Origin of the sequence: Pseudoalteromonas maricaloris, from assembly GCF_024746855.1 — a bacterium.
In the GTDB taxonomy this organism is placed as follows: domain Bacteria; phylum Pseudomonadota; class Gammaproteobacteria; order Enterobacterales; family Alteromonadaceae; genus Pseudoalteromonas; species Pseudoalteromonas maricaloris.
Genome location: NZ_CP024625.1, coordinates 2559664 through 2583751 on the forward strand (window position 1 = coordinate 2559664; position 24088 = coordinate 2583751).

The 24088-nt window shown below is 44.7% G+C and carries 26 protein-coding genes; 11 read left to right on the forward strand and 15 right to left on the reverse strand.

Annotated elements, in window-relative coordinates; translation table 11 throughout:
* The 6 genes from CTT31_RS11160 to CTT31_RS11185 all read right to left on the reverse strand — a co-directional run bounded on the left by CTT31_RS11160 (position 1) and on the right by CTT31_RS11185 (position 2906).
* Positions 1–822 carry a hypothetical protein gene (locus tag CTT31_RS11160; protein ID WP_260491265.1) on the reverse strand — a complete coding sequence of 274 codons (822 nt, stop codon included), beginning with the start codon at positions 820–822 and terminating at the stop codon, positions 1–3.
* 72 nt (positions 823–894) lie between these two features.
* A complete protein-coding gene (locus CTT31_RS11165) occupies positions 895–1329 on the reverse strand; it encodes a nuclear transport factor 2 family protein (protein ID WP_260491266.1) in 435 nt (144 codons plus the stop codon).
* A gap of 9 nt (positions 1330–1338) precedes the next feature.
* The gene (locus tag CTT31_RS11170; protein ID WP_045989788.1) at positions 1339–1746 is read right to left on the reverse strand and encodes a GFA family protein; all 408 of its coding nucleotides are present in this window, start codon (positions 1744–1746) and stop codon (positions 1339–1341) included.
* A gap of 13 nt (positions 1747–1759) precedes the next feature.
* Positions 1760–2212, reverse strand: coding sequence for a GNAT family N-acetyltransferase (locus CTT31_RS11175; RefSeq protein ID WP_211857881.1), 453 nt, complete (start codon positions 2210–2212; stop codon positions 1760–1762).
* A 16-nt stretch (positions 2213–2228) separates the two neighbouring features.
* Positions 2229–2516 (reverse strand): hypothetical protein, encoded by a 288-nt coding sequence (locus CTT31_RS11180; RefSeq protein WP_211857884.1) that lies wholly within the window; start codon positions 2514–2516, stop codon positions 2229–2231.
* Positions 2517–2906, reverse strand: a complete 390-nt coding sequence (locus CTT31_RS11185; protein ID WP_260491267.1) for an HIT family protein — start codon at positions 2904–2906, stop codon at positions 2517–2519.
* Positions 2907–3082: 176 nt separating this feature from the next.
* Here CTT31_RS11185 and CTT31_RS11190 point away from each other — a divergent pair, with 176 nt between their 5' ends.
* The 10 genes from CTT31_RS11190 (at position 3083) to hisC (ending at position 16157) form a co-directional block, all read left to right on the forward strand.
* Positions 3083–4156 carry an SGNH/GDSL hydrolase family protein gene (locus CTT31_RS11190; protein ID WP_260491268.1) on the forward strand — a complete coding sequence of 358 codons (1074 nt, stop codon included), beginning with the start codon at positions 3083–3085 and terminating at the stop codon, positions 4154–4156.
* 403 nt (positions 4157–4559) lie between these two features.
* Complete coding sequence (locus CTT31_RS11195) at positions 4560–6665, forward strand: TonB-dependent siderophore receptor (RefSeq protein WP_260491269.1); 2106 nt, start codon at positions 4560–4562, stop codon at positions 6663–6665.
* 9 nt (positions 6666–6674) lie between these two features.
* Positions 6675–7394, forward strand: a complete 720-nt coding sequence (locus CTT31_RS11200) for an ABC transporter ATP-binding protein (RefSeq protein ID WP_211857890.1) — start codon at positions 6675–6677, stop codon at positions 7392–7394.
* Positions 7394–8794: a DUF3526 domain-containing protein gene (locus CTT31_RS11205; protein WP_260491270.1), complete on the forward strand. Its 1401-nt coding sequence runs from the start codon at positions 7394–7396 to the stop codon at positions 8792–8794. The genes CTT31_RS11200 and CTT31_RS11205 overlap by 1 nt, the downstream gene beginning before the upstream one ends.
* The gene (locus tag CTT31_RS11210) at positions 8791–10260 is read left to right on the forward strand and encodes a DUF3526 domain-containing protein (RefSeq protein WP_211857894.1); all 1470 of its coding nucleotides are present in this window, start codon (positions 8791–8793) and stop codon (positions 10258–10260) included. Before CTT31_RS11205 ends, CTT31_RS11210 begins: the two co-directional genes overlap by 4 nt.
* On the forward strand, positions 10257–11591 hold the full coding sequence (locus CTT31_RS11215) for an alanine racemase (protein ID WP_260491271.1): 1335 nt from the start codon (positions 10257–10259) through the stop codon (positions 11589–11591). The genes CTT31_RS11210 and CTT31_RS11215 overlap by 4 nt, the downstream gene beginning before the upstream one ends.
* Before the next feature lie 36 nt (positions 11592–11627).
* Positions 11628–12686: a cysteine synthase family protein gene (locus tag CTT31_RS11220; RefSeq protein WP_260491272.1), complete on the forward strand. Its 1059-nt coding sequence runs from the start codon at positions 11628–11630 to the stop codon at positions 12684–12686.
* Between the two features lie 2 nt (positions 12687–12688).
* Positions 12689–13672, forward strand: a complete 984-nt coding sequence (locus CTT31_RS11225) for an ornithine cyclodeaminase (RefSeq protein WP_130163821.1) — start codon at positions 12689–12691, stop codon at positions 13670–13672.
* Complete coding sequence (locus tag CTT31_RS11230; protein ID WP_260491273.1) at positions 13666–15042, forward strand: MATE family efflux transporter; 1377 nt, start codon at positions 13666–13668, stop codon at positions 15040–15042. The genes CTT31_RS11225 and CTT31_RS11230 overlap by 7 nt, the downstream gene beginning before the upstream one ends.
* A complete protein-coding gene (gene hisC, locus CTT31_RS11235; protein ID WP_260491274.1) occupies positions 15039–16157 on the forward strand; it encodes a histidinol-phosphate transaminase in 1119 nt (372 codons plus the stop codon). The genes CTT31_RS11230 and hisC overlap by 4 nt, the downstream gene beginning before the upstream one ends.
* A gap of 22 nt (positions 16158–16179) precedes the next feature.
* Here the strand turns inward: hisC and CTT31_RS11240 are convergent, their stop codons facing one another.
* Both CTT31_RS11240 and CTT31_RS11245 read right to left on the reverse strand, forming a co-directional pair.
* Positions 16180–17070, reverse strand: coding sequence for a DUF1015 family protein (locus tag CTT31_RS11240; RefSeq protein WP_130126083.1), 891 nt, complete (start codon positions 17068–17070; stop codon positions 16180–16182).
* Between the two features lie 154 nt (positions 17071–17224).
* Positions 17225–17680, reverse strand: a complete 456-nt coding sequence (locus tag CTT31_RS11245; RefSeq protein WP_193521442.1) for a GNAT family N-acetyltransferase — start codon at positions 17678–17680, stop codon at positions 17225–17227.
* 63 nt (positions 17681–17743) lie between these two features.
* On the opposite strand from CTT31_RS11245, the gene CTT31_RS11250 reads away from it, so the two are divergent.
* Positions 17744–18550 carry a hypothetical protein gene (locus tag CTT31_RS11250; protein WP_260491275.1) on the forward strand — a complete coding sequence of 269 codons (807 nt, stop codon included), beginning with the start codon at positions 17744–17746 and terminating at the stop codon, positions 18548–18550.
* Between the two features lie 12 nt (positions 18551–18562).
* Here the strand turns inward: CTT31_RS11250 and CTT31_RS11255 are convergent, their stop codons facing one another.
* The 7 genes from CTT31_RS11255 to CTT31_RS11290 all read right to left on the reverse strand — a co-directional run bounded on the left by CTT31_RS11255 (position 18563) and on the right by CTT31_RS11290 (position 24033).
* The gene (locus tag CTT31_RS11255) at positions 18563–19909 is read right to left on the reverse strand and encodes a DUF2254 domain-containing protein (protein WP_260491276.1); all 1347 of its coding nucleotides are present in this window, start codon (positions 19907–19909) and stop codon (positions 18563–18565) included.
* A gap of 121 nt (positions 19910–20030) precedes the next feature.
* Positions 20031–21413: a Na+/H+ antiporter NhaC family protein gene (locus CTT31_RS11260; RefSeq protein WP_039497221.1), complete on the reverse strand. Its 1383-nt coding sequence runs from the start codon at positions 21411–21413 to the stop codon at positions 20031–20033.
* Between the two features lie 230 nt (positions 21414–21643).
* Positions 21644–22063 carry a hypothetical protein gene (locus CTT31_RS11265; protein ID WP_039497219.1) on the reverse strand — a complete coding sequence of 140 codons (420 nt, stop codon included), beginning with the start codon at positions 22061–22063 and terminating at the stop codon, positions 21644–21646.
* Positions 22064–22371: 308 nt separating this feature from the next.
* Entirely contained in the window at positions 22372–22647 is a 276-nt protein-coding gene (locus CTT31_RS11275; protein ID WP_312026949.1) for a GNAT family N-acetyltransferase, read from the reverse strand.
* 108 nt (positions 22648–22755) lie between these two features.
* Complete coding sequence (locus CTT31_RS11280) at positions 22756–23019, reverse strand: hypothetical protein (protein ID WP_260491277.1); 264 nt, start codon at positions 23017–23019, stop codon at positions 22756–22758.
* Positions 23020–23044: 25 nt separating this feature from the next.
* Positions 23045–23425 (reverse strand): GFA family protein, encoded by a 381-nt coding sequence (locus CTT31_RS11285; RefSeq protein WP_260491278.1) that lies wholly within the window; start codon positions 23423–23425, stop codon positions 23045–23047.
* 140 nt (positions 23426–23565) lie between these two features.
* A complete protein-coding gene (locus CTT31_RS11290) occupies positions 23566–24033 on the reverse strand; it encodes a DUF4265 domain-containing protein (RefSeq protein ID WP_211857907.1) in 468 nt (155 codons plus the stop codon).
* Between the last annotated feature and the right edge of the window lie 55 nt (positions 24034–24088).

Genomic DNA, 24088 nt, shown 5'->3' on the forward strand with positions numbered 1-24088 from the left:
TTAACTGTCCTTTTTAGTCGTTTTACTGGCTGCAGTGGTTTGCGGCGATGCGGCTATGACACTTCGCATTGATTCAATCAGATTATTAAATTCAGGGTCTGACATCGCCTCATTGAGCGATGCAGCTTGCTTAACAAATGCAGGTGGCACAAATAAGTATACTGATTTGCACAGACTTAACTGCACGTCTGTATGCCCGCCTTGTAAGCAAGGGCCCGCTTGCCAAATGGCTTTTACATCATTGGCATCCGCTGAAATGACAATGGGCGCAATAGAAATTGCACCAAGCAGATATTCGCAAACAAAAATAATCGTCCCGACCTTTTTGTCTTGGCTGTCGGAACTCGCACTGATACTTAGCGAGGCTTGCCCCATACCAGCGATCATATCCATCAATGATTTACCTATGGAGGCTAAATTACCACTGAGCCCTAGTAAAGTCTGGATCAATTGGCTTGATAAAGTGACGCCACTTTGCTTACTTTCAAATTGAATATTGCTATCTGTCACTTTGACAAACAATCCTGAGCTTGACACTAATTTATTGAGTGCATCGTAGTCGTACAGACTTGTCCCAGCTTCTGCCATCGCTTTTGTGAGTGCGGCAAAAAATACGCTGACTTCACCAAACGCATTTTCAGCTTCTTGCGGCAATACGCTTCCACCTGCGGTACTGTTTAGTGTACTTGCGATAAATAAGTTGCCGGTGGCATTCACGACAAATTGTTTAGTCGCTGGCACTTCATTGCTGTTTGTCGTCGTTAAATTAGCGGCCCTGGTTTGAGCATTGCTCACTACAGTGCCTGGTTGAGGTGTTGGCATACTCGTTCCTTAGATCTTGATCTAGCAGATATTCTTCTTATGTCGATTTAGTGTAGTCGCATTTTAAATTACTTAAAATTTACTTTTGTGATTTTTTATAACCCACCCCATGTCATAAAAACAGCACGAAAATAAACTGGTGGGCGTACCCTGATGATGTAACAACTGCCACTTACCATTTTGCTCAACCCATAAAGATGACCGATAAGCATGCTCTGAAAGCGTGCCATCAGTCTTTCTCCATGCAGAGCGATAAGTAAGAAGCAAAGCGTCACTATTCATATAAGCACAGTGAAACTGCTCTGCTACCACCTCCCCATCTGGCCATTCTTCTTCATTCATTAAGCATAGGATCTGGCTCAAGTTATATTGGCTTCCAGAGCGTCCAACCTCAATAAATTGAGGGTGAAGGAGTTCGCGACACAACGCCATATTATGCCTATTTTCTTTGCGATGAAGCGCACACTCCTTCGCGATGACTTGCTCAATAATTGACGTTGAACACATCAGAGCAGGCTAAGGCTGTTTATCAAATACAATGACGCCCTCTGGGATGGTATACCAGTCTTGCTTTTCACTAACCCATGCATGAACTGTCGGTTGAATAAGGCGAGTATCGTCCAAATTACTTGGTTTGAGTTTAATTGAATTTGGCTCTGCGGGATTAAAGTGGTAAATGCGATTGCCGCAAGTTGGGCAAAACTTAGCTCCGCTAACGTTACCGCTGTCAGCTGGGCGCCGCCATTCTTTCATCAGACCCGAAAATTCAATATCGTCTTTATCAACAATGGCAGTAATGCTAAATGCGCTGGTTGACAGTTTTTGGCAAGCCTTACAGTGACAGGCGACCACCATTCTAGGTGCTGCTTTTAACGTGTAGCTTACTTCACCACATTGGCACGAGCCGTTAATTGGAAATGTCATAAAATATCCTTGCTTAAGTTCTGTCTAACTTCATTGGAATAAATCTAATACCGTTTTTCTGTGCTTCTTGCCCTGTCGCCTGAAAACCTAGCGCAGTATAAAAAGATGCTGCATTTAGCGATGAGCACAATGAGACTTGAGCTGCGGATGTACTCGCTAGTACAGTATCTAATAGTTGCCGACCAACCCCTTTACCTTGGGCTGACTTGGCAACAAATAAATGGGTGAGATAGTTACCATCTCTTAATAAAGCAAATCCAATCAGCTCACCGTTTAATAACGCCTTGGCACCGACAAAGTTGACGTTGCACATCACCTGAGTCACTTCAGGTAATATTTCGTTTAAATAAGTATCTTTTCCAAGCTGCGAAAAATGGGGTAAGACGTCAGCCTCTGAAACTTCGCGCATTAACCTTTCAATAGTATCAGCATCCTCGCCCTGAATAGCCTTAATTGTTACTTTCACTTACGACCCTTTTGGTTTATCGCGTGCTTACATTTCTGGCAAAGGTTGCACCGAATAAACAGTGCATCGCTAACAAACTACACACTAACGTACTGAGATCAAGCTCAAAGGCCCAAAACCATATTGCAAATATCGGGTGTATAACGATAAGCAACCACCAACTCACTCGGCCCACTCTATATAGAAAGTCATTATGTTTTTGCTGAAAGTTTAGTAATCCAAACGCCCATGGAAAAAATGTCCAAACCAAAGACATGATTAATAACATAGTCACTAACAGTTTGATTAATACTTCTCCTAGCATCTATAGTCCCTCAAGTGAGGTACGCAAAACATCTTGAGGTTTAATATTGAGTTCATCACGTCCAAACGCAAAACTATCTCGCTTATAGCGGGGGAAAATATGCAAGTGATAGTGGCTTAATTCGTTAAAGTGCCCATTGTTTTGCACCAGCGTAATCCCATCTGGGGAAAATTTACGCTCAATTCGCACATAAAGGTCACGCGCAACGCGGTGGATTTCAGCCAGTATGGATTCTGGGACTTGAAGAAGCGTTTCATAAGGGGATTTGGGGCAAATTAAGATATGGCCAAAATTTATGGGGTCATGATCGGCAAACGCAATCACCTGTTCTGATTCATATACGATAACCGCTTCTATATTCCGAGCAACTATCTGTTCTACAATCGTCATCAGCTACCTCTCCTTAACCTGATTACATAGCGTAATGTACCTGAGCAACCCTCTTCCTGCCAGTGATATATTCTATTTTCTCCTTTCTTAAGTGAATAATTTTCAAGCCTAAATTCACTCACAACCCATTTAAACCAGTTACATTATTCAATGAATAACCCTACAAGGAATACAACATGTTAAAAACGTTAGTTACGGTGGCTTTATTAGCTTCTGGAAGTGTAGCCAGTGCCGCAAATCACGCAGCGACCCATCATGCGATTCATTATGAAGGACGCGTCAGTAAAAACTATGCCGATGGCAGTGTGAATTTTAATTGGCCGGGTACCCAGCTGCATACTAAGCTCACTGGCCGTTCCTTTCATATCGAGTTGATGGGCTACGGCGATCAATTCGATGTACTGATCGATGGCAAATTCACAAAAAAGCTAAAGACTAACGCCAATGGAGTCGCTGAGACCTTCACACTATTTGAGAGCGCAAAGGCAGAAACCGTCACAATTGAACTCGTTAAACGCTGGGAGCACTACGAACACAATACCCAGATCCTAAGTGTTGATGTGGACGGAAAATTAGACTCAATCCAGCAGCCACAGCCCCATATCTTATTTATTGGCGATTCAATTAGCGCAGGCTTTGGCAGTGAGTCCACCCAAAGACAGTGTGAATGGAGTGAAATTCTTGATTTAAGTAACGCCCGTAAAGCATTTCCATACATGAGCGCACAACAGTTGGGTGCCAGTTTTACCCAAGTTTCATACTCAGGTTTAGGCTTAATTCGAAATTGGGGCGGCAATCAACCACATCATACGTTGCGTAGTTACTACGATAAAATGTCAGCCGTATTTACCGACAACACTGACTTTGAAGATAAGTTTCCACAGCTTATCGTCATTGAAGTAGGCACCAATGACTTTAGTACCGATCCAACCCCTGCAGAGCCTTGGCAAACTATTGATGAAGTCAAAACGCAGTGGGTAGAAACAATGGTCGTTTTCACCAAACAGTTGCGTGCAAGATATCCTGCGGTTCCCATTATTTATATGCCTCGTCCAGCATATCCATATAACTTTATTATTCCAGCAACTCAAGATGCAATTGCAAGGCTTAATCAGCAAGATATCAGTAAACTATACAGTCATACATTCGACTCACCATTAGAAGGCTGTGTGTGGCATCCAACCGCTTCTGAACACCAATACATTGCTGAGAAACTCGTTACCTTTATTAAGCAGCAAACACTTCTCTAAGTAAATGCTCGGCGTTATTCAGTGAGATTAAGCTCGATGTACTGAATAACACGCAAACCATTTACAAACTTTCACATTGTTTTTTATACAAAAATTCACAACAAAAAAATCAATTCACCCACTTTAAAAACAAATTAATGAGAACGATTTTTATTTGTAAAAATAATATTCGTTGAGACTTATACTTTTATCAATACGCAAAGCTGTTACTTTGAACGATTCACCTTTGTTTTGTTTTTTGCAAAAAAAAGATACAGGGATAACCTTTTAGCAATAACTTACCTCTTTTCAAGCACACAAAAACATGATTAAGATCGTTACGTTATAACATTTTTAAAATAATCATTTGTATCAAATAAATGATGGTTCTTTTCACATTCGTTTTTGCAGTTGGAATAACAAAATGACAAGGTCACTCCTGACAGTTAGCGTGCTTAGTAGCTTATATTCTTCACTTAGTGTTGCCGAACAATCCATTGAAACAATTAACGTACATGGCACTCGCGTGCCTCTTTACAGCACGAGAGACGTGAACGCTTCGGCATTGGGGATGAAAGATCCGCAGCTTCTTCCTATTTCCATTCAATCATTTTCTGAAGAACTGATCAGCAATCAAAGAGTAAAAACGCTAGGCGAAGTCCTTGCCAACGATGCTTCTGTTCAAAATACCTCAATTGGTACGGTTTTCGACTTTGTGAGTCTGCGTGGCTTTCAACTAGATTGGACTAATGGTCTAAGACGCGACGGTTTAGCGCTTGCCCCCTACCAAGATGTACCGCTAGAGAATATTCAGCGCATTGATATCGTTAAAGGCCCGTCAAGTCTCGTATCAGGCTTTAACAACCCCGGCGGTACCATCAACTATGTGACAAAGCGCCCAACCATGGACGCCTTTTTGGATGTCACAACAGAAGTACGTAGTCGTGGAGGAAAGTATTTACACATCGATATCGGTGGGCCAATTTCCGACGAGCAAACACTCGGCTATCGTATAAATGCAGCAGCAGAGAAAAACGGTGACTTTACCGGTGGTGATGACTTAGAGCGCTATTTCTTTAGTGCAGCACTAGATTGGCAAGTCTCAGACCGCCTATTTATCCGATTAGACGGCGATTACCAAGACAAAAGCACCGTATCACAGCCTTTGATAGGACTGGCCAGCGACCCCTATGATCCTGACCGTAAAATATTACCGCCCTATGTCAACACCAGTGATGTATTGCTCGGACAACCTTGGGCAAAGTATCAAACCGAGTCATATAACCTTGCCGCACGTGCTGATTTTTGGTTGAACGACACGTGGCAATGGGTAAACCAAGCTGCGCTTTCTGGTAATGATAGGTTTACCGTTTTTCCTGATATCTACTCAGTTGATACACAAGGTAATGTGCTGTCTGCCGCTATCCACATTACTCCAGACGAAACGTATGACACACTCTCCGCACATAGTTTTATCAGCGGTCAGCTTACCACCGCGGCAATTGAACATGAGCTAGTTATCGGCGTCAGTATTCGTGACTATGAGTCGAAGGATGGCCGTTGGTTTGAGCTAACCAACCCCGTTGGCAATATTTTCAATCCAATTCATAGCAGTAAACCGCAGTTCCCTGATTATCCAGAACCAACCAAAACTGAAGCCTCTGAAAGCGCATTATTTATCACAGATACCTTGCACTTTAACGATGTATTTTATGCCACCTTAGGGCTGCGTCATATTCAATACAAAAAAGAGCAAACTCTACCTGGCCAAACTAAAACCACGCTAGACGACCGAACTTTTAATACTCCCATCATAGGTCTTAACTACAACCCAAGCGATCAGCTCGCGTTTTACGCCAGTTACTCAGAAGGCGCGGGAGAAGGCGGCGTTGCAGTCATCGGCAGCGGTGCAATAAACGAGGGCGAATCACTCGGCCCACAAGAAAGCGAACAAATTGAAGCTGGCATAAAATACCAAACGGACACCATGAACTACTCGATAGCCGTCTTCGAAATAGAAAAGATGTTGGAGTACCACAATCACATTACTAACTATTTCGTGCAAGACGGTGTCCAGTCACATCAAGGTATTGAGCTCAATGCCAGTGGTTCATTTACTCACGGCCTTGCAACCGTAGCATCCATTACCTTGATGGACCCGAGCTTAGATAAGCTTGACGGCGAGCCCGCACTTAATGGCAACACCCCAGCCAATGTGCCTAAATTTCAAGCAAATCTTTATGTCGACTATCAGCTGCCATTTTGGGAGGCGTTAAGCATCAATGCGGGTATTTTCCATGTTGGTGAGCGCGAACAAAACGTCAATAACACGCTAAAGCTACCAGCCTACACGCGCTTCGACTTGGGCGCTAAATACCACTTTACTGACATTAACACCACGCTACGACTCAAGGCCGAAAACCTGTTCGACAAAGAATATTGGCTATCTGGCGGTGCCAAAGGCATAGACTGGGGAGTCGCTCCCGGTCGTGGCCGCACCTTTATCGCCTCATTAAGCGTGAGCTTTTAAGGATAATTCATGACTACACCTGTTATTCAAATCGACAACCTGCAAAAGCGCTTTGGTGAATACCAAGCGTTACAGGGATTAAACTTGAGCGTACATCAAGGTGAAATTCTAGCGCTGCTAGGCCCAAATGGGGCAGGTAAAACCACCACGATTAATTGCTTACTGGGCTTTTTACAACCGGATGCCGGGGAAATCACCATCGCTGGAATTAATCCACAACATGACGTAGTAACGGCAAGGCAGCAACTGGCCTATATTCCTGAACAAGTCGCGCTCTATCCACGACTTAGCGGACTTGAGAATCTAGCGTATTTCAGCAAAATGGCCAGCATAGAAAAGACCGACGAAGCCTTTCGCACACTGCTCAGTGAAGTAAAACTGCCAAGTCACGCTGTAGACAAACCCGTTGCAACCTATTCAAAAGGGATGCGACAAAAAGTGGGCATAGCTATTGCCATTGCTAAGCAAGCCAAGGCATTGATCTTAGATGAGCCCACATCAGGTCTTGATCCTTCAGCCAGCCATGAATTTAGCCAGCTCATTCAGTCACTAGCAAAGCAAGGCGTCGCGATTTTAATGGCGACCCACGACTTATACCGTGCTCAAGAAGATGCCCATCGCGTGGCAATTATCAATCAAGGGCAATTAGTCGATACCTTAGTCTATGAACAACTGCAAGAAGTCCAACTTGAATCCGTTTACCTCAAACATATCAAGGTGGGTGTCTGATGTTTCAAACGACATTCAAAAAGGAATGGCTCGATACCAAGCGGCAGGGACAAGCGCTTTGGCTTGGAGGCATTGCAGTATTGCTGCTCTTGCTTGCCTGCTTAACTGGTTTTAAAAGCCACCAAAGCTATCAGCAAGCAGTTATTGAGGTGTCTCAATCAGAGCAATTTCGCTGGTTAAATCAAGGTGAAAAAGGCCCTCACTCCGCCGCCCACTACGGTATTTACGTGGTCAAACCCACTACCCCACTGGCCGCACTCGACGCGGGATTACAAGCATATCAAGGGAATGTGTTGAGGCTTGAGGCCCATATTCGTAACGATAGCATGTTTCGAAGTGCGCAAGATAACTTACCAATGTCACGTTTTGGCAGCTTATCGCCCGCCTTTGTGCTGCAAGTGTTACTACCGCTATTGATTATATTAATTGGCTACCCACTACTTGCCCGAGAGCGTGAGCAAGGCACCTTAAAACAACTGCTCGCATCGGGTGCAAGCCCTGCAAAGCTGTTTATCGCCAAATGTGCGCTGCTTTTTGCTATTTCTTGCTTATTTTTATTGCCTGTTGCGCTCTTTTTACTTTATAGCCAAGTAACAAGCGCGGAGTCTCATACACTCAGAAGTGGGTTATTTTTACTATTTTATTTGGTTTACCTATTGCTTTGGTCGTTACTCACCACCACGTTTTCAAGTTTACTTCCAACGGCAAGGCGCGCATTGGTAGCGCTATTAACCATTTGGGCCTTTACAACACTTTTACTACCAAAACTGGCGATGAATATCGCGACCACCATTCATCCGCAAGGTTCAGGTCAAACGTTTCAAGCAAAGCTTGAAAGTGAGGTTTATACCGAAGCACGAGTTGAAGCAATCGCAAAGTTCAAACAGCAAACATTGACTCAATATGGTGTTAGCAATGTAGAAGACTTACCTTTTGATTATGCCGGAGCACAACTCCAATTTGGTGAACAATACGCTGATAAAATTTTTGACCGCTTATTTTCAGCGCGTTTAGCTCAATTAGAAGCGCAATCACAAAGCTATCAACTTGCAGGGATGCTAACGCCGTTTATCGCGATACAAACGCTGTCGATGGCCACCGCTGCCAGCGACTTTGCCCACCAGCAAGCATTTGAAAATGCAGCAGAGCAGCACCGCCGTATGATGCAAGAAGTGCTTAACTTTAATCAAAGAGATCACGGTCACAAGGCGGGCGGCCATTACACTGCGGGCGAGGAATTATGGCAACAGATCCCAAAGTTCGCATTCCAATATCCCAATTTTATTCGTTACCTGCCTCACTACGTTATCAGCCTGTTTAGCCTGAGCTTTTGGCTAATCGCTCTGGTGTTATTGAGTTTCTTCGCGATTAAAAAGCTGCGTTTGGAGGAGCAAAGATGAAACGTTTAATGTTAGCTACTGAGTTTAAAAACCTCTGGCGAGAAAAGCTCGTACTCGCGCTGTTCTTGACCACCAGCGTGCTTGCACTAGTGGCATTTTTTAACGCCCATTACTTTGCTAAAAAACAGCATGATGTGGTGCTTGCCGCGCAGCAAATGCAGCAACAGGCCATCCAAGATGCCAAAGCTGGATTACCCGAAAGACTCGCCAGTACAGCAGACTATAAGTGGTGGGAAGACCCGTACGACCTGCGCGGGCAGGCTTTTTACTTGATGCAAAATTACGCCACTAAAGCCCCGCTTGCAACGTCACCAATCGCAACAGGGCAAGCCGACGTATTACCTTACTATTTTAAGATGCTAATCAAAGAAAAACAGCACATCGTTCATCAATATGACTATGTTCACCCACTATCTCTGCTGTTAGGCCAGTTCGATTTAAGTTTTGTGATTGTCTACTTACTGCCATTGCTCATTATAGGCATTTGCTTTAATGCGTTAGCGAGTGAACGCCAAGGTGGACAGCTAAGACTACTGATCCTTCAAGGAGGCAGTGCAACCCTCCTTCTGACCTATCAATTATTGCTACGAAGCACGTTAATTGTGCTGCCATTTTTAAGTGTTAGTAGCCTACTTTTAATAACAATACGAGAGCAGCTAGGGGTGATTGAACTGCTGAGTTATAACCTTATCGCACTATGTTATTCTGGGTTTTGGATTGCCTTAACCGCTTGGGTAAATAGCAGAGCTAAAAGTGCGGCAAATAACGCAGCTACCTTGGTCACCTGTTGGCTTGCCTTGGTGATTGTGGTTCCAGCTTTGGTCAATACCAGTATCGCTTTACTCGACCCAACGCCTTCACGAATTCACTACATAGATAGCCTGCGTGCCGCCAGTGACGATGCCCAAAAAGCGAGTGAAAAGACTTTAGCTCAGTATTTTCAAGATCATCCAGAGCTTGCCAAAAATGGCAGTGGTGCCAGCGATTACGCCACCAAAAAAATTGCTACTATTAATTCTGTCGAACGCGCAATGGCAGCCCAAGATGTACTATTTTTAACGGCGCAACAAGCACAGCAACATAACGCGCAAAAGCTACAATACCTTTCCCCCGCACTCATCGTACAAACACTGTTGGTTGATTTAGCGGGCAATGGGTTAGCACGTCATCACGCCTTTATGGAAGAAGTTGAAGCTCATCATCAAGCACTACAAGGTTTCTTTGCCAGCGAAATTGCCAATGCCAATCAAAGAGGCGATTTTGCACCTTGTGAGGGTTGTAGCGCAAAGCCAACGCTCACAGATCTTGCGGATATTCCTCAATTTAGCAATGACTTTGCCACACCCGTGAACAACTACACGCCATTAATCTGGTTGCTGCTACTAGCCGTTGGCCTGCTCGTTATAGCAAAACGCCACGTCAACAAGTTAGACAGTGCAAATAACAAAGAGGTGTTAGTCGTATGAGTGATGCCTTCACTGCAAAATTGCATCCGCAAACACAAAGCCTGCTAACGGAGCACCAAGCCAAATTATTTGAATGGGCGGCAGCATTGGGAGCGCCGCTACATTTAGTGTTTCCTCAGCGTTTTGCGGAAAATATCGAAACCCTGCAAGCCTACTTTATAACGCTCGGGCTTGAGCATGAGATTTATTTTGCCAAAAAAGCCAACAAAGCCCAATGCTTTACTCTAGTCGCGTCTAATCACGATATAGGGATAGACGTGGCTAGTGTGCAAGAGTTTGAACTTGCCCTAAGCGGTGGTATTCAAGGGGTAAAAATTGGTGTATCTGGTCCGCATAAATCAGATGCCTTACTTAGCTTAGCACTTGTACATCAAGCGCTTATCGCCATTGACTCAAGTGCTGAGTTAAGCTCGGTCATTACACTGGCCCGCCAGCGAAAGCGCCCAGCGCGAGTGCTACTGCGTTTACAAACACAACCAACTAAAGCCTCACGCTTTGGCAGTTCACTGTGTCAGCTTACGCCATTATTAGCTCAGTGCCGAGAATACGAGGAGTGGGTAAGCTTAGAAGGATTTAGCTGCCACTTAAGCGGATACTGCCCACAAGCACGTGGCCAGAGCATCCATACTTTAATCGATGCGATAGACGAAGCTAGGCAAATAGGACTGTCGCCATCAAAAGTGAATATTGGCGGTGGCCTGCCCGTCTCCTATCTACAAAATGAGCAGTGGCAACAAGCCTTGGACTTCGAATGCTTTTTTGCAGGTAAAACCTTTGCAGGGTTTTATCCCTACCATAATGAGCAAAGCCCTGCGGACACCTTACACGCTATTTTGGCAGTGAAGAACGCGCATGGACAAACCGCATTAGCGGCATTACGCCAAAAGAGCCTAACACTGATGCTCGAGCCTGGCCGGGCACTGCTCGATGAGGCTGGCATTAGCTTGTTTAAAGTGCAAGGGACAAAGCCGCACCTAGGCACATCAGACTGTCATATCGCTACACTTTCGGGCTCAAGCTTATCGCTGTCAGAACAGTGGTTTGAAAGCGAATACTTGCCGAGCCCGCTGTTACTCACTGCACATTCAAACCGCAAGCAAGGAGCGTATCGCGTGGCCTTTGGCGGAGCAACCTGCCTAGATAGCGACATGCTAAGCTGGCGGTTTATTCCCTTGTCGCAACTACCGAAGCGCGATGACCTAATGATTTACCTCAACACCGCAGGATATCAAATGGATTCAAATGAATCCGAGTTTCACTCTATGCCATTGCCACGAAAAATCGCCGTAACGTGGGAGAACAATACACTTTCTTGGCAGCTACTTAGCTAAAAGTTACCCAACAACACAACGTAAAGGAGCCTATTTATGAACATAAATGCGCAGCATTCGCTCGCCTCGACATTACACCTAACCCCTTATTTAAGGGTATCGCAAAGCATTGGTAATACCCCGCTAATGCAGTTTTTAAGCCTACCAAACGGTAGCAAACTGTATCTTAAGCTTGAGCAGTTTAACCCCACCGGTAGCGCTAAGATCCGAATGGCGAAGTCTATGTTAGATGAAGCAGAAGCCAACGGCCAACTGAAGCCGGGGGGCTGGGTCGTTGAGTCAACCTCTGGCAATACCGGCGTTGGTCTTGCGCTGCTTGCAGCGGAGCGTGGCTATCGCTTTACCGCTCTTGTGGATAACCATGCGGCAAAAGAGAAAATCAGCAATATGAAAGCTTTTGGCGCGGAAGTGATCTGTGTTAGCGAAGCCGGAGACGACAGCTTATCGACTGATATTCGCGATGCGATGGCCGCAAAGCTGGCAAAAGAGCAAGGCGCATTTTGGACCGCCCAGCACAATAATTTTGCCAATAGTCGCGGTTATACAGGACTTGCGCAAGAGGTCTTTTATGAACTTGGTGAACACATTACCCACCTTGTCGGTGCGGTTGGCACAGGTGGGTCGCTATGCGGCACAACAAGGGCTCTGCGGGATTTAGGTTGTCATCAACTCACAACGATTGGGGTTGAACCTGTGGGTTCTGTGATCTTCGGTGGACCTGGACTGAATTATCATCAATCAGGAACGGGGACGCCTGAAGGCGCTGAGATAGGCCCTGTAATTGAGTATGAACTTATCGACAAAGGCGTGAAGGTGTCTGACAAACAAGCGTTTAATACCGCCAGATACCTTGCAAAGCACTACGCCCTAATGATCGGTGGCTCGGCAGGTGGGGTGATATACGAAGCGCTACAGACGTTAAAAACCGCCCCCGCCGACAGCTTATTTGTAGTGCTCGTTTGTGACGGTGGCGAGAAATATCTCGATACGGTATTCAATGATGATTGGATGGCAAAACACGACCTTATCGACATTAACATCGAACAAGAGCTCGATGACCTATTAACGCAATATAAACCTGCCGCGAGAGCCTAACCATGACCCAACAAACTGTTCTGCCGATACTAAATGAAGCCCGATTGGCGCAACTTGATTTTCCCTATAGTAAAGTCATTGAGGTGGTGGAAAATGCCTTTCGCTCACTGCATCACCCTGACTCTGCCAACCCACTCAAAGTGATTATGACGCCACAAGATGGCCGCTCCATTGCCTATAGTATGGCTGGCCGCGATGCTGCAAGTAATACCGTAGGGTTTAAGGTGGTCTACGAATACGATCCTGACAGAAGCCGTAATCAATATCAGTTTTACTCTTTTATCTTCCTTTGCGATGATGCCACAGGCCACCCTGTGGCCCTCATGGATGTAAAAGAACTAGGTCCTATGCGCACGTCAGCCACCTCCGCTTTGTTTGCAAAATATGCCGTTCATTCAGATGCTAAAAATGCGTTGGTTGTAGGCACAGGTGTTCAAGGGCAAATCGCTTTACCTATGCTCGTCACGGCATTACCACAACTCACACATCTAACCGTCCACGGCAGCTATCAAACAGGTTTGGAAGCAGTTCAGCAAAAACTAAAGGAGCATCACCCACAGCGACAAGTTGCGGTATCACAAGACTTAGAAGCTTCAGTAAGACAAGCCGATGTGATCCTTGCCGTTACTGGGTTGTCCGCCAAAGAGAACATTAAATATGAATGGTTAAAACCCGGCGCTGTGGTGATTTTAGTTGGCTATGGAATCGAAAAACCAGTGCTACACCGAGCTGATAGATTGCTCACAACGGATGCAGAACAAATGAAGGTCACCGGAGACGATTTATTAGACGAGAACGGTAAACTACCTGCCGTTGATGCGACATTAACGGACATACTAAATGGTGAAAAGCCAGCACGCACCCACCCTGATGAAATTATCTTTGTCTATAACAGCGGCATGATCATTACTGACGTGGCGCTCGGACGAGCGGTTGCAGACTTTGCCATCACACAAGAAAGCGTGGAGGAAGTAACGCTATGGTAGCTTCAGCACGCACCGATATTTTTAAAGTAAGCCAGCTCGCAGGGCCACTTATTCTGACCAATCTACTCTACGTGGCAATTGCAACGATAGATCTTATCATGCTCGGGATGTTGAGCCCGTTAGAGCTGGCTGCTGGCGGCCTCGCCATTGGTATTTTTAATCAATTTAGAACCATGGGAACGGGCGTAGTCACGGCAACGGGTAATTTGGTGTCTGATGCAATCGGCAAGGCTAAACTAGATCAGATCACTCCTCTTTTTAACGCCAGCATGCTTATCGGAACATTTTTGGGTCTGACATTCGCTGCCATGATGTTTGCCATAGAGCCATTTTTAAGGTTTATCGGTACATCCGAGGCAATTGCCAATTTGACGACCCAATATTTAACCGTTGTCGCTCTGGGCTTATTACCCTGTTTTTGGTTTCAAAGCGTACGGCATTTTAGCGTTGGATTGAAAAGACCAGGGCCATTGATGTTAATAACGGGTGTATCTGTTGTCCTCACTATCGTGCTCAACTATGGCCTAATTTTTGGTCAGTTTGGTCTACCACAACTCGGTTTTGTCGGGGTTGCGGCCGCCACGTGCATCGTGCTGTATTTATCGTTTTTGCTGTTTATACTATTTGCCAAGCGCGATAACGTACTCAGCCCCTACCTCACTATAAAGTTTTGGCAAACCGACCGCGAAGCACTTAGCAAAACATGGAAAATGGGCGTGCCAATTGGCGCAACTTACGGACTTGAAGCTGGGTTTTTCACCGTGCTTGCGTTATTTGTGGCAACACTCGGCGTTAACGCGTTAGCCGCCCACAACGTGGTAAGCCAAATGGTGTACATCGTATTTATGGTATCTGCCGGCATTTCATCTGCTTGTTCTATTTACATCAGCGAAGCCAATGCTGCGGGGGACTTTCACCATGCGAAACGCATCGGCAATTTGGGGATTATTTGCGGTGCAGCGGTCATGTCTGTTTTCGCCTTAATCTATTTATTCACACCCGAATTTGTGCTGCTGCCATTTTTAAGTGCAGAAGAATTACAAAACTCCGACGTCGTTGTTATCGCTATAGAGCTACTCGTTATTGCCGCCTTTTTGCAGTTTTTTGACGCGTGGCAAAATATCGGGCTCGGTATCCTGCGTGGACTTGGCGATGTTAAAAGCACCTTAATGCTATCTTTAATTGGTTATTGGTGCATTGGTCTTCCCGGTGCGTGGTTATTTCAAGAATTTTTCTCTTTGGGGATTTTGGGCGTTTGGTACGCCTTAATGTTAGGACTTGCGGTCACAGCGCTATCTGAGATCTGGCTTTTTAATCATAGGGCTAACCGTTTGCTTGAGCCCACATCACTCAAGGAGCAAAACGCATGACAATGACAACGACAATGCCAAGCCCAGCCCGCAAAGAAGTCATTGCACTGCCGCCCTATGGTGCAGGACAAACCATTGAGCAAGCAACAGCGCGCAATCTCCACCCCAATATGATAAACCTCTCGGTGAATGAAAACCCTTTAGGGCCGAGCCCTGCAGCGCTTGATGCTTTTAAAGCGCAGCTGCATACCGCTAGCTGCTATCCAGACAGCCAATGCACAGAGCTAAGTGAGTGCCTGTCCACTAAACTTAACGTTGCCAGAGAACAAATTGTACTCGGCAATGGCTCTGAGGATGTACTCTCAATGCTCTGCAAAGCCTTTCTCAGTCAAGGCGATAAAGTGTTAGTGGCTAAGCCTACCTTTGCGCTTCATGGGATTTACGCCAATATGATGGGGGCAAAGGTACTGGAGGTGCCGATGCAAAGCGATTTGTCCTATCGAATTGATGATTGGCTCGATGCTATCGCACATCACCCAGATTTAAAAATGCTGATGCTTGCAAACCCATCCAACCCCATAGGTTGTACGTTTGATGCCAATAATTTGCAGCGCCTTATTGATGCCTGTCCGCTCAATACGGTTATCGTCATTGATGAAGCATACTGCGAATATGCCCAAGGCCACAAACAGTTTGTCGATAGCTTAACACTACTTCAAACACAGCCTCGTCCCTACGCGGTATTACGGACTTTTTCCAAAGCCTATGGTCTTGCAGGGCTTAGAGTGGGCTACGGCGTAATGGCAAATGCACAATTGGCGGATTATCTGCACCGCGTACGTACACCTTACAATGTAAATCGACTAGCACAACTTGCAGCGATCGCGTTACTACAAGACCCCTCATATTTGGCAGACACGGTCACGCAAACGAATCGCGAAAGGGAAAAACTCAGCGCCTCCCTCACCGAGCAGGGTTATTTTGTCGCGCCAAGTCTAGCCAACTTTTTATTTATTGATGTCAAGCAGCCGTCTGCGCATGTCGCATCTTTGCTGCTGCAACAAGGAATAATGATAAAACCTTGGCTAGAATCAGGTTTTGATCATTTTGTGAGAGTAAGCATCGGGCTGCCAGAGCAAAACCTTAGGGTGCTTGAAGCCTTTAAACAGTTGTAAGTATCTCCCTCTACGAGGGCTTTTAAGCACAAGCTGCCTGCTGATTTAAATGGTAAAGTACTTGGCTGTCGGCCTTATGCGTAAATAAGGTCGACTTTTCTGGAAAGTACTTGCCTGCTTTAGCAGCAGCAAAGATGTCTTCAATTTGGGGAGCACGACAGATGGTAGTTACAACATGAGCGTCATCACTCAGCTCAACTTTATTTTTAGACCACAGCTCCTCAAACGCTGGCAGTGACTGCAGTGCTCTACGCAACTGGGTCTGAATAAGATAAGAATCGCTTGTCGCGCGTCGTAGGACAAAATATAGAGCAGCTTTCCCCAACCAAATAGTATAATCGGCCTCAGTCTCCGAGGATTCACAGATATCAAAATTGCTTAGGTGCTGTTTGAATTTGGTAACATCTACAGCTTGTGTGTAAGATGCCTGCACCGCGAAACTCGTTATCACCGCATCTTGCTGTGGAACTAACCATGCCATCATCCGAGATTGAGGCGCATGACGTTGGCTTGCTGCAAACATCCTGTGATGTCCATCTGCAATTAGCCATTGCTGATGCATTGTGATCTGCTGCCTGAATTCTTGTAGCACGTAAGGGCTTTCAACAGCATAGAGGCGATGAGTACACTCACCGCAATCACTGTACCACTGCGCAGTTTCAACACATTCCGCTTGCCATCGCACCTCATCCAAGTCAAGTTTTCCGACCAAAAGACAAGGGGGTAACAGCAACTTCTCGCTCTGAACACGCTTTTTCAGCGCCATAGCATGAGAAACCGAAACCGACTCGTGAGGCAGAATTGCTTGCTCAGGTAACGCTGAAACGTCGAGCTCGGCCAAAATGCCGGTAACCAAAATATCACCTTGCTCCACTTGGTAAAGATGAAGTGGTCCATCCGTTATTGTGATCATAAAATAAACCTTGCACCAATTTAGATACAATATAACATACCAATTACTGGGTAACATCAAGTTTACATGACAATTTATACTTAGCTGGCTATTGGAAGTAAATTCAAAGCAGTTAGCGCTAAAACTGGCTGCTAGAAAGGCATTAATAATCCGATTAGCTACAAACATCCACCGCCAGCGCTAATTTCTCAATACCATGTGCGGGCAGCCAGCGTTTGTACTCAACAAAACCATGCTTATTATACAATTTTATCGCAGGTGCATTTGCGGTCGCAGTTTCAACAATCACTTTTGCAGCATCAAACTCCGTTAAAGCAAAATTCAGTAATTTACCCGCAATCCCTTTGCGAAAATAACTGGGATCGACAGTCAGGCTATCTATTTCTAGCGTTTTCTCAAAAATGACAATTTCAATGACTGCGGCAAGATTTTGATTTTCAAAATATCCATAAAAGTGACTCGTCGCACCGCATATATCTTCTATCGTTCGAGATAAAGGCGGAAAATAACTCGCCCCAATTAACTCAGCTTCTATTTTGTATGACCGTTGAAATACATTGAAAATCTCTCTCGCCACCGACGCATCGCGATTGTTTAATTTTTGGATCATATATTCCGCTTCCCAAATGTTCCCATAACTTTACCAATTGGTACTCAAAAAAGTACCAATCTATTGGTCAAAACACAACGCAACCAGTTGAAAAATTTCCAAGTTTCATGGAAATGCGATATAAATGGACCAGGATCATTGCTTTTATTAATACCAAGGAAGTGCCCTATGTCATTAGCCAAACACACACTCGATTTATCACTCACGGATAAAGTGTGGTTCAAATATGTGACTCTAAAAAGCAAAAATGAATTGAACGATAACTCTCAAGTATCACTCAAATCTATCGCTGCGCTGGGCATGCTTTCCGGTGGCACTGAATTTTTATTTGCATTACTCGTCTTCGCCTTGGCTATCACAGCATCCTTTATTGATGGTGAGTACCCACGCTATATTGCTTTCCCTGCTTGTTTAATCGCATTTTTAATTATCTTTTTTACTAAAAGAGTCATGCTGTACAAAAAATTTGGCTTTGGCTCTCAATGGGTGATGGACGTGTCGAAAAACCAATTAACCATTTCGCCCAAAGCAATAAAAACAAAAGTAACTGGTACGCAAAAAATTGCTAGAGAAGACATTACTGAAATCACCTTTCATTACTTGCTATTGAACGACCGCAAAGGCGGAAGAATAAAAACCACGGCCAATTTATGCTTTGCCGAAATCTTATTAAAAGATGGTACAAAAGTAGAACTCAATGGCACCCGGATCGGCTTTTTTGACTTACTCTACTTGCTTATATTCTTTGACTATCCCTTAGTTTATCGAAATACGTCTGCAGGCGGCAGCTCTGATATTGCTATCATTTTACTGAGACTACTCTCTCTTTCTGCCATTGCCGCCGGTCTTGCTAAGCTTGCGCTGAATTAAAAAGGTTCACGCTTATTCTCGTGTAAATTGTGTAATAAGCGCTTCTCCTTTGTCGCCATTGATTTTCTCAATGGCCTCGAGCATTTCAATGATCCGTTGACGGTCAAACGGATTAGTGATGGTATTGCGCACATCGTCGATGATGGCCTCTAAGTAATTAAATAAGCTTTCCGTCGCGTGTTGATCCGCACTTGAGCGAAACAGTATATTTTTAAACGCTTCCAACACATTGACCATGACATAGCCATCGGTCTTTGCATAGTTTCTTATCGGAGTAAAATTATCATGCAGTAATTCATCAAAAGACGCTTCGTGAATATATAAAAGCGGCTCATTTTTAGCGTGTTTAAAGGAGTAGTTCACATCGCAAATATCCAAACGCTGGATAAGTAAAATACTCAGCATATCAATCGCCTTTACCGCAGTACCGGGGTCATTAATCCCTGGGCTCATGGCCTTCACTGCAATCTCCGAGATTTGTGTTAAGCCATAGCGATAATGGTCGCTGATATACTCTTCAACATAAAAAATAAAACAGCTAAGTAACGCATCATGTAGCGCCTCATCTTCACTAAGGTCCTTGTTGCACTTAAGAAACGGGTAGCCTTTAACGGTAAAAAACCCTTGTTTAACTGCAATATATATTTTTAAGTCATGTTGCTCACACAACCCGCACAGTTTGTCACTGTGTACTCCCTTAAAATACCCCTCTTCTGTGCTGGGTAGGTTATGCCAACTCGAGAAGTCAGGAAAGTTATTAAAAGGCTGCTCTTGCTGTTTAGTGATAATATTCTTCATCTCATTTTTGGTGTTGTTAAACAGGTCATTTAGCACATTATCGACCTGTATGGCGCGGGAGATTGAATGGATAAAAAACACAAAAAAGCCTAAAGAGATCAGTCCAAACACCAGCGAAAATAAAACCCCTAACGCCGGGATCCCAGTTTCACCATTGCCCACGCCACGAATGTTTATCAGCATAATGATGGCATAAATGATACTGCCGAGATAAAACCCCAATACCAGCTGGTGCGACTTTCTGGTGATAAGACCTGGCAGTACTCTAGGTGATAACCCAGCGCTGGCATTATTCAGCACAATCATCACCATTGAAAAGCTAAATACCGTCAATGAGATGATACTTCCCACGAGCGTGCTTAAAATGGTTCGTGCGTTCTCTTCACTGTCGACAAGTACAATCGCTATAAGCTCCTTAAAGCTATTGATAGGAGCTGCATATTCAAGTGCCGTGGTTATGAGCGCGAAAATAAAAAATGCAACTGCAAGTAAGGAGGGATAGAAACCGATACTACTTATCAGTTCGCGATAATTTTCGGCCAACTTGCGAGGTGTGAACATTGCTATCCTTACACTTTTAGGGTCTGGTTATATAGCCTAGCAAGACTTGAGCAATAGAGTAAGTATTTTGGGAAGTTAGCTTTGAAGGGCTAGCAGAACTAACCCTAAAACTTACTTGCGATTATGCAATAATCAAGAAGCCAACAAACGCAATTGCAGCCGCAATCAACGCATAAGGTAGCTGAGTGATGGCGTGACTGACTAAGTTACAATCTGAGCCTTGGGCTGCTAATACCGTAGAATCCGAGTAGAAACACGCTTGACTTCCAAATGATGATGCCGACAACAATGCGCCTATCACCAGAGGAATATTAGCATCTACAGCAACGGCCAATGGCATCACGATAGGAATAGTCACAGCGAAGATCCCCCAACTAGAGCCTGTTGCAAAAGCCAAAATAGCCATAGATAAAAACACCATCGCAGGCAGTAAACCAGCTGTCATATAAGGACTCAGCGCATTTATCACATATTGTGGCAATAACAGTTGATCGCACACATCCTTAAAGATAAATGCGGCGATAACTGTTCCTATTGCAGGTAGCATGCATTTAAAACCATTGATCATTTGCTCAAGCATGTCTGCAAGCGGCATCAACCTTTGCACCATATAAAATGGGATAGTCACCGCCAAAGTCGCTAACAAGCCTTTCCATACATCAATGTCAAAATACACCGTAAACGCCACCAACAAACCAATGGGCACCAAAAAGTTAACCAGTTTGCCTTGAGTGTCGGCTTGTTCAAATTCCTGCTCAATGGCTTTTGCAGCATAGTGATCCGGTGTATGTACTTCTTCCAAATCAACCTGCTCAAGCGCAGGCTGCCCTTGTTTAGCTGCAAGCTCTGCTTTTTTCATTGGGCCGAATAGTGGCACAACACCAAATATCACCAGTGGCACCATAATTACAGCCACCCAAGCATACAGCATGTAAGGAATGGCCTGAATATACGTGCTGATCCCCTGTCCTTCTCCCGCGACACCGTTATCAACCAACAAACCGCCAAAGAACACAGCCCAAGTCGAAAGTGGTACTAAAACACAGATAGGCGCAGCGGTTGAATCCACAACATAGGCAAGCATTTCCCTAGAAATCTTAAACTTATCGGTAACGCGGCGCATCGTCTCACCAACCGTCAGCGCATTGAGATAATCATCAATAAAAATGATCACACCTAAAAAATAGGTCATAAGCAAAGACGACTTTGGCCCTTTTGCCATTTTCAGGGCATTACGTCCAAATGCTAAGGCACCGCCCGTGTGCACCAACAGCGCTATCAAAGCACCAAACGTACCACATACCAGAATAAGCCAGCCGATGGTTTCATCGCCCATCACTTTTAGCGAAGCATCAGCAAAATTTGCCAATACGGTGGCGGGGTCTAACAATGCGAGTCCTACAAGCGCCCCTAAAACAAGGGACAAGATAGGACGACGTAAGATAATTGCAAGCGTCAATACGACGACTGGGGGAATGATGCTAATTGCACTTGGCTCAGCCATGCGAATTTCCCAAATCAAAGGAATTTGAGCAGCGGAAAAAAGGGACGCAACGTCGGCTATAAACAGCGGCTGATGCAGTCTTATCCGTTTCCCAAATTCAGAACAAAAGGTTAAAATCACAAGCACTTAATGCGTGTGAGGATCTGCCTAATATTGGGTTGACGAGTTGACTGTATGGCCCTCATTGAAACATCGCGGAGAAAATATACAGAATTTGACTTTGCGTCAATTTATTTTTTGTCTAATGCTAGTTTTGCCATGTGCTTATTTACTTGCTCTATCTCTTCAGCGGTCAATTCGGCGTAGCGTCTAGGGTAAGACCACCCGTACCCCCAACGAAATGGCGTCGGTAAATAAGGCAACCCACCAAGTCGCACACCCGCTAACATCAGGGTTGCCACTTCTTTTTGGCCTACCGCAGCAACACATTTTTGCAAGGCAATGTCGGCATTTTCGCGCTCTATAGCGGTACCACCTTTCCAGTAGGCAAGGTCGTGCGCCGTACAACAGCTCAACCACAGTTCATTTTGCGCCAAAGTACCATCAGGAAATGCACTACAGCCATCACTTGTAAATGGCTTTAACTCATCGGCACTGCCGTGACTAGCTGCAAACAGCAGCGAGAATATAATTACTATTTTTTTTATCATCGTAAATTACCGTATGGCTACTTTCATAACTTCCAAGCTTAGCTGGCGCACCTTACACTTTCATTTCCATCAGCTGCGCATCTTCACCATAACTTTTGCATACCTTAATTGGCTTTGGGACAAAGCCTAGGGCCTGTTGATCTTTCAAGTTTGTTTTTGCAGCAGTTTGATTGGTATTTATACAAGGCAGAGCCTGCGTAGCATAGTCACTCTATGTAAGTCTGGCGATAACACAGTAGAAATGCCAATCAAGCGCTGCCCTTTGGGTTCACCTGAGTGCGCTTTGTTCATTGTTGCTCAACTTTTGCCTAGATTACTAGGCGGCAAGTCGAGCGCCGCGACCAAAACACACTCAGAAGAACAAAAATCAAACAGCAAAGGTCTACAGGCCCTAGTTTCAACCAAAACCCCACGCTATTTTGTACAGCCACGAGCCGAATGCGACAGTACCCCATTTGGGTCGCCAACTCAACTAAACGTCTAATCATCAAGGCACCTATTCCCTGCCCAGATACGGCTTGTGAAACAACTAGGTCATGTAGAAACAACGACGAACTAGGCGGTTGTTCAGGAAGTAATACCAATTTGCTGAATTAAGTGCTCTATTTTGAGGCAAGAAAATCTTGTCGATAACAAGGCAAAAATTTTGCTATTTAGTTGTTCTAAATAAGAAATTTTTAACACAGTTAGCGTCAGATTAGCTCCTTCAAATTGAGCAAGTATTTAGGTAGATTGGTATAATGTAAACAGACTCGGCGGCTTTTCATCGTGCCAAGGTGCGCCAGTAAATAGGCATCCACAGCTCGATGTTGTTTAAAAACAAAACAACTCTTTGGCGAACGCATCCATTTACTTTTTAGGATATCCACAGTTTCCGGCGCAACATCATGATACGCCTGATTTTGTAGCGTTAAGATCTCAGGCCACGACGCATCTTCGATAGCGTAATAAGTCATAATTTACTCACATACAGCACAGAGACTAATTGCATCCTATACACCACCATTTTGGCCTTCTTGAAATATAAGAATGGGATTTAGGTTCTAGGGTTTTACGACTATTGGCATCAAAAACGCCGAGCACTAATGCAATGACAGGCGCGTCATCTATTGCACCTAATGTGCTACCACACTCAGGGCAAAAGGCGCGCGATGAATAATCCGAAGAACGCCACACCTTAGGCGCACCGCCAGGCCCATCCCAGCTAACCTCTTCACTTGCGAACTCTCCCCATGCAACGGTTAGTGCACCACTGTGCCGTTGGCACATTTTACAGGAGCAGGTATGGGGGTTATGAGGTACTCCGGTTGCAGTAAAACGGATATGTCCACATAAACACCCTCCAACAAAATTGACAGCCATCCTTGTGTTTCCTTAGTATTTCGCCATTATCCTAAATTAAGTACGATAGTAAATTACCGTGCCTATTAAAGTTCCAAGTGAAACACAAAACTGAACACTAAGCCACTGAATTTGTGATGCATTAGTTAGGTATCTCGTAGTTACGCACGGTTACCATCAAAGTTATCGTGGGGCTCGCCGGCAAGTTCATACTTCAATACTCCAAGCTCCTGATAATAATGCAAGATATCGATAAAAGATTCGTATTCTCTTTGCGGTGAAACCGTCAACGCAAAGCACTCATCATCCAATTGCTCGCTCTCCACGCCAGATAGAGTAAGCTCTTGAAGTAGCTCTATGTTTTTGGCATTTTCTAACTCGTTTGTAAAGCGGATCCGCAAAGAGTGATACTCACTTCGAGCCACAACCTCGATAACTTCTAAAGAACCTTCGCTATCTGATGCAACCAAAACGTGGTCGCCGTAGTTAACACCAAAAGCAAAAAGCGGAGCGCCTTTTATTTGATAAATATTATCGCTCACTGCCGTCGCAACAATAAATTCTTCAGCACATCCTTGGGGATGGTTTTTAAAAGTAAACCGTACTTTATCAGTGACTACATCATTCATATGGATACAAACCGCCTTTACATGGACTGATCTCGTTTTATTTAACCGACCGTAA

Coding starts and splice junctions, on each gene's coding strand:
- CTT31_RS11205 (WP_260491270.1), top strand. CDS start 7,394: ATGTTTCAAACGACATTCAAAAAGGAATGGCTCGATACCAAGCGGCAG.
- CTT31_RS11240 (WP_130126083.1), bottom strand. CDS start 17,070: ATGATCACAATAACGGATGGACCACTTCATCTTTACCAAGTGGAGCAA.
- CTT31_RS11230 (WP_260491273.1), top strand. CDS start 13,666: ATGGTAGCTTCAGCACGCACCGATATTTTTAAAGTAAGCCAGCTCGCA.
- CTT31_RS11170 (WP_045989788.1), bottom strand. CDS start 1,746: ATGACATTTCCAATTAACGGCTCGTGCCAATGTGGTGAAGTAAGCTAC.
- hisC (WP_260491274.1), top strand. CDS start 15,039: ATGACAATGACAACGACAATGCCAAGCCCAGCCCGCAAAGAAGTCATT.
- CTT31_RS11245 (WP_193521442.1), bottom strand. CDS start 17,680: ATGATCCAAAAATTAAACAATCGCGATGCGTCGGTGGCGAGAGAGATT.
- CTT31_RS11260 (WP_039497221.1), bottom strand. CDS start 21,413: ATGGCTGAGCCAAGTGCAATTAGCATCATTCCCCCAGTCGTCGTATTG.
- CTT31_RS11280 (WP_260491277.1), bottom strand. CDS start 23,019: ATGACTTATTACGCTATCGAAGATGCGTCGTGGCCTGAGATCTTAACG.
- CTT31_RS11190 (WP_260491268.1), top strand. CDS start 3,083: ATGTTAAAAACGTTAGTTACGGTGGCTTTATTAGCTTCTGGAAGTGTA.
- CTT31_RS11195 (WP_260491269.1), top strand. CDS start 4,560: ATGACAAGGTCACTCCTGACAGTTAGCGTGCTTAGTAGCTTATATTCT.
- CTT31_RS11200 (WP_211857890.1), top strand. CDS start 6,675: ATGACTACACCTGTTATTCAAATCGACAACCTGCAAAAGCGCTTTGGT.
- CTT31_RS11220 (WP_260491272.1), top strand. CDS start 11,628: ATGAACATAAATGCGCAGCATTCGCTCGCCTCGACATTACACCTAACC.
- CTT31_RS11165 (WP_260491266.1), bottom strand. CDS start 1,329: ATGTGTTCAACGTCAATTATTGAGCAAGTCATCGCGAAGGAGTGTGCG.
- CTT31_RS11185 (WP_260491267.1), bottom strand. CDS start 2,906: ATGACGATTGTAGAACAGATAGTTGCTCGGAATATAGAAGCGGTTATC.
- CTT31_RS11180 (WP_211857884.1), bottom strand. CDS start 2,516: ATGCTAGGAGAAGTATTAATCAAACTGTTAGTGACTATGTTATTAATC.
- CTT31_RS11160 (WP_260491265.1), bottom strand. CDS start 822: ATGCCAACACCTCAACCAGGCACTGTAGTGAGCAATGCTCAAACCAGG.
- CTT31_RS11255 (WP_260491276.1), bottom strand. CDS start 19,909: ATGTTCACACCTCGCAAGTTGGCCGAAAATTATCGCGAACTGATAAGT.
- CTT31_RS11215 (WP_260491271.1), top strand. CDS start 10,257: ATGAGTGATGCCTTCACTGCAAAATTGCATCCGCAAACACAAAGCCTG.
- CTT31_RS11285 (WP_260491278.1), bottom strand. CDS start 23,425: ATGGCTGTCAATTTTGTTGGAGGGTGTTTATGTGGACATATCCGTTTT.
- CTT31_RS11225 (WP_130163821.1), top strand. CDS start 12,689: ATGACCCAACAAACTGTTCTGCCGATACTAAATGAAGCCCGATTGGCG.
- CTT31_RS11210 (WP_211857894.1), top strand. CDS start 8,791: ATGAAACGTTTAATGTTAGCTACTGAGTTTAAAAACCTCTGGCGAGAA.
- CTT31_RS11290 (WP_211857907.1), bottom strand. CDS start 24,033: ATGAATGATGTAGTCACTGATAAAGTACGGTTTACTTTTAAAAACCAT.
- CTT31_RS11265 (WP_039497219.1), bottom strand. CDS start 22,063: ATGATAAAAAAAATAGTAATTATATTCTCGCTGCTGTTTGCAGCTAGT.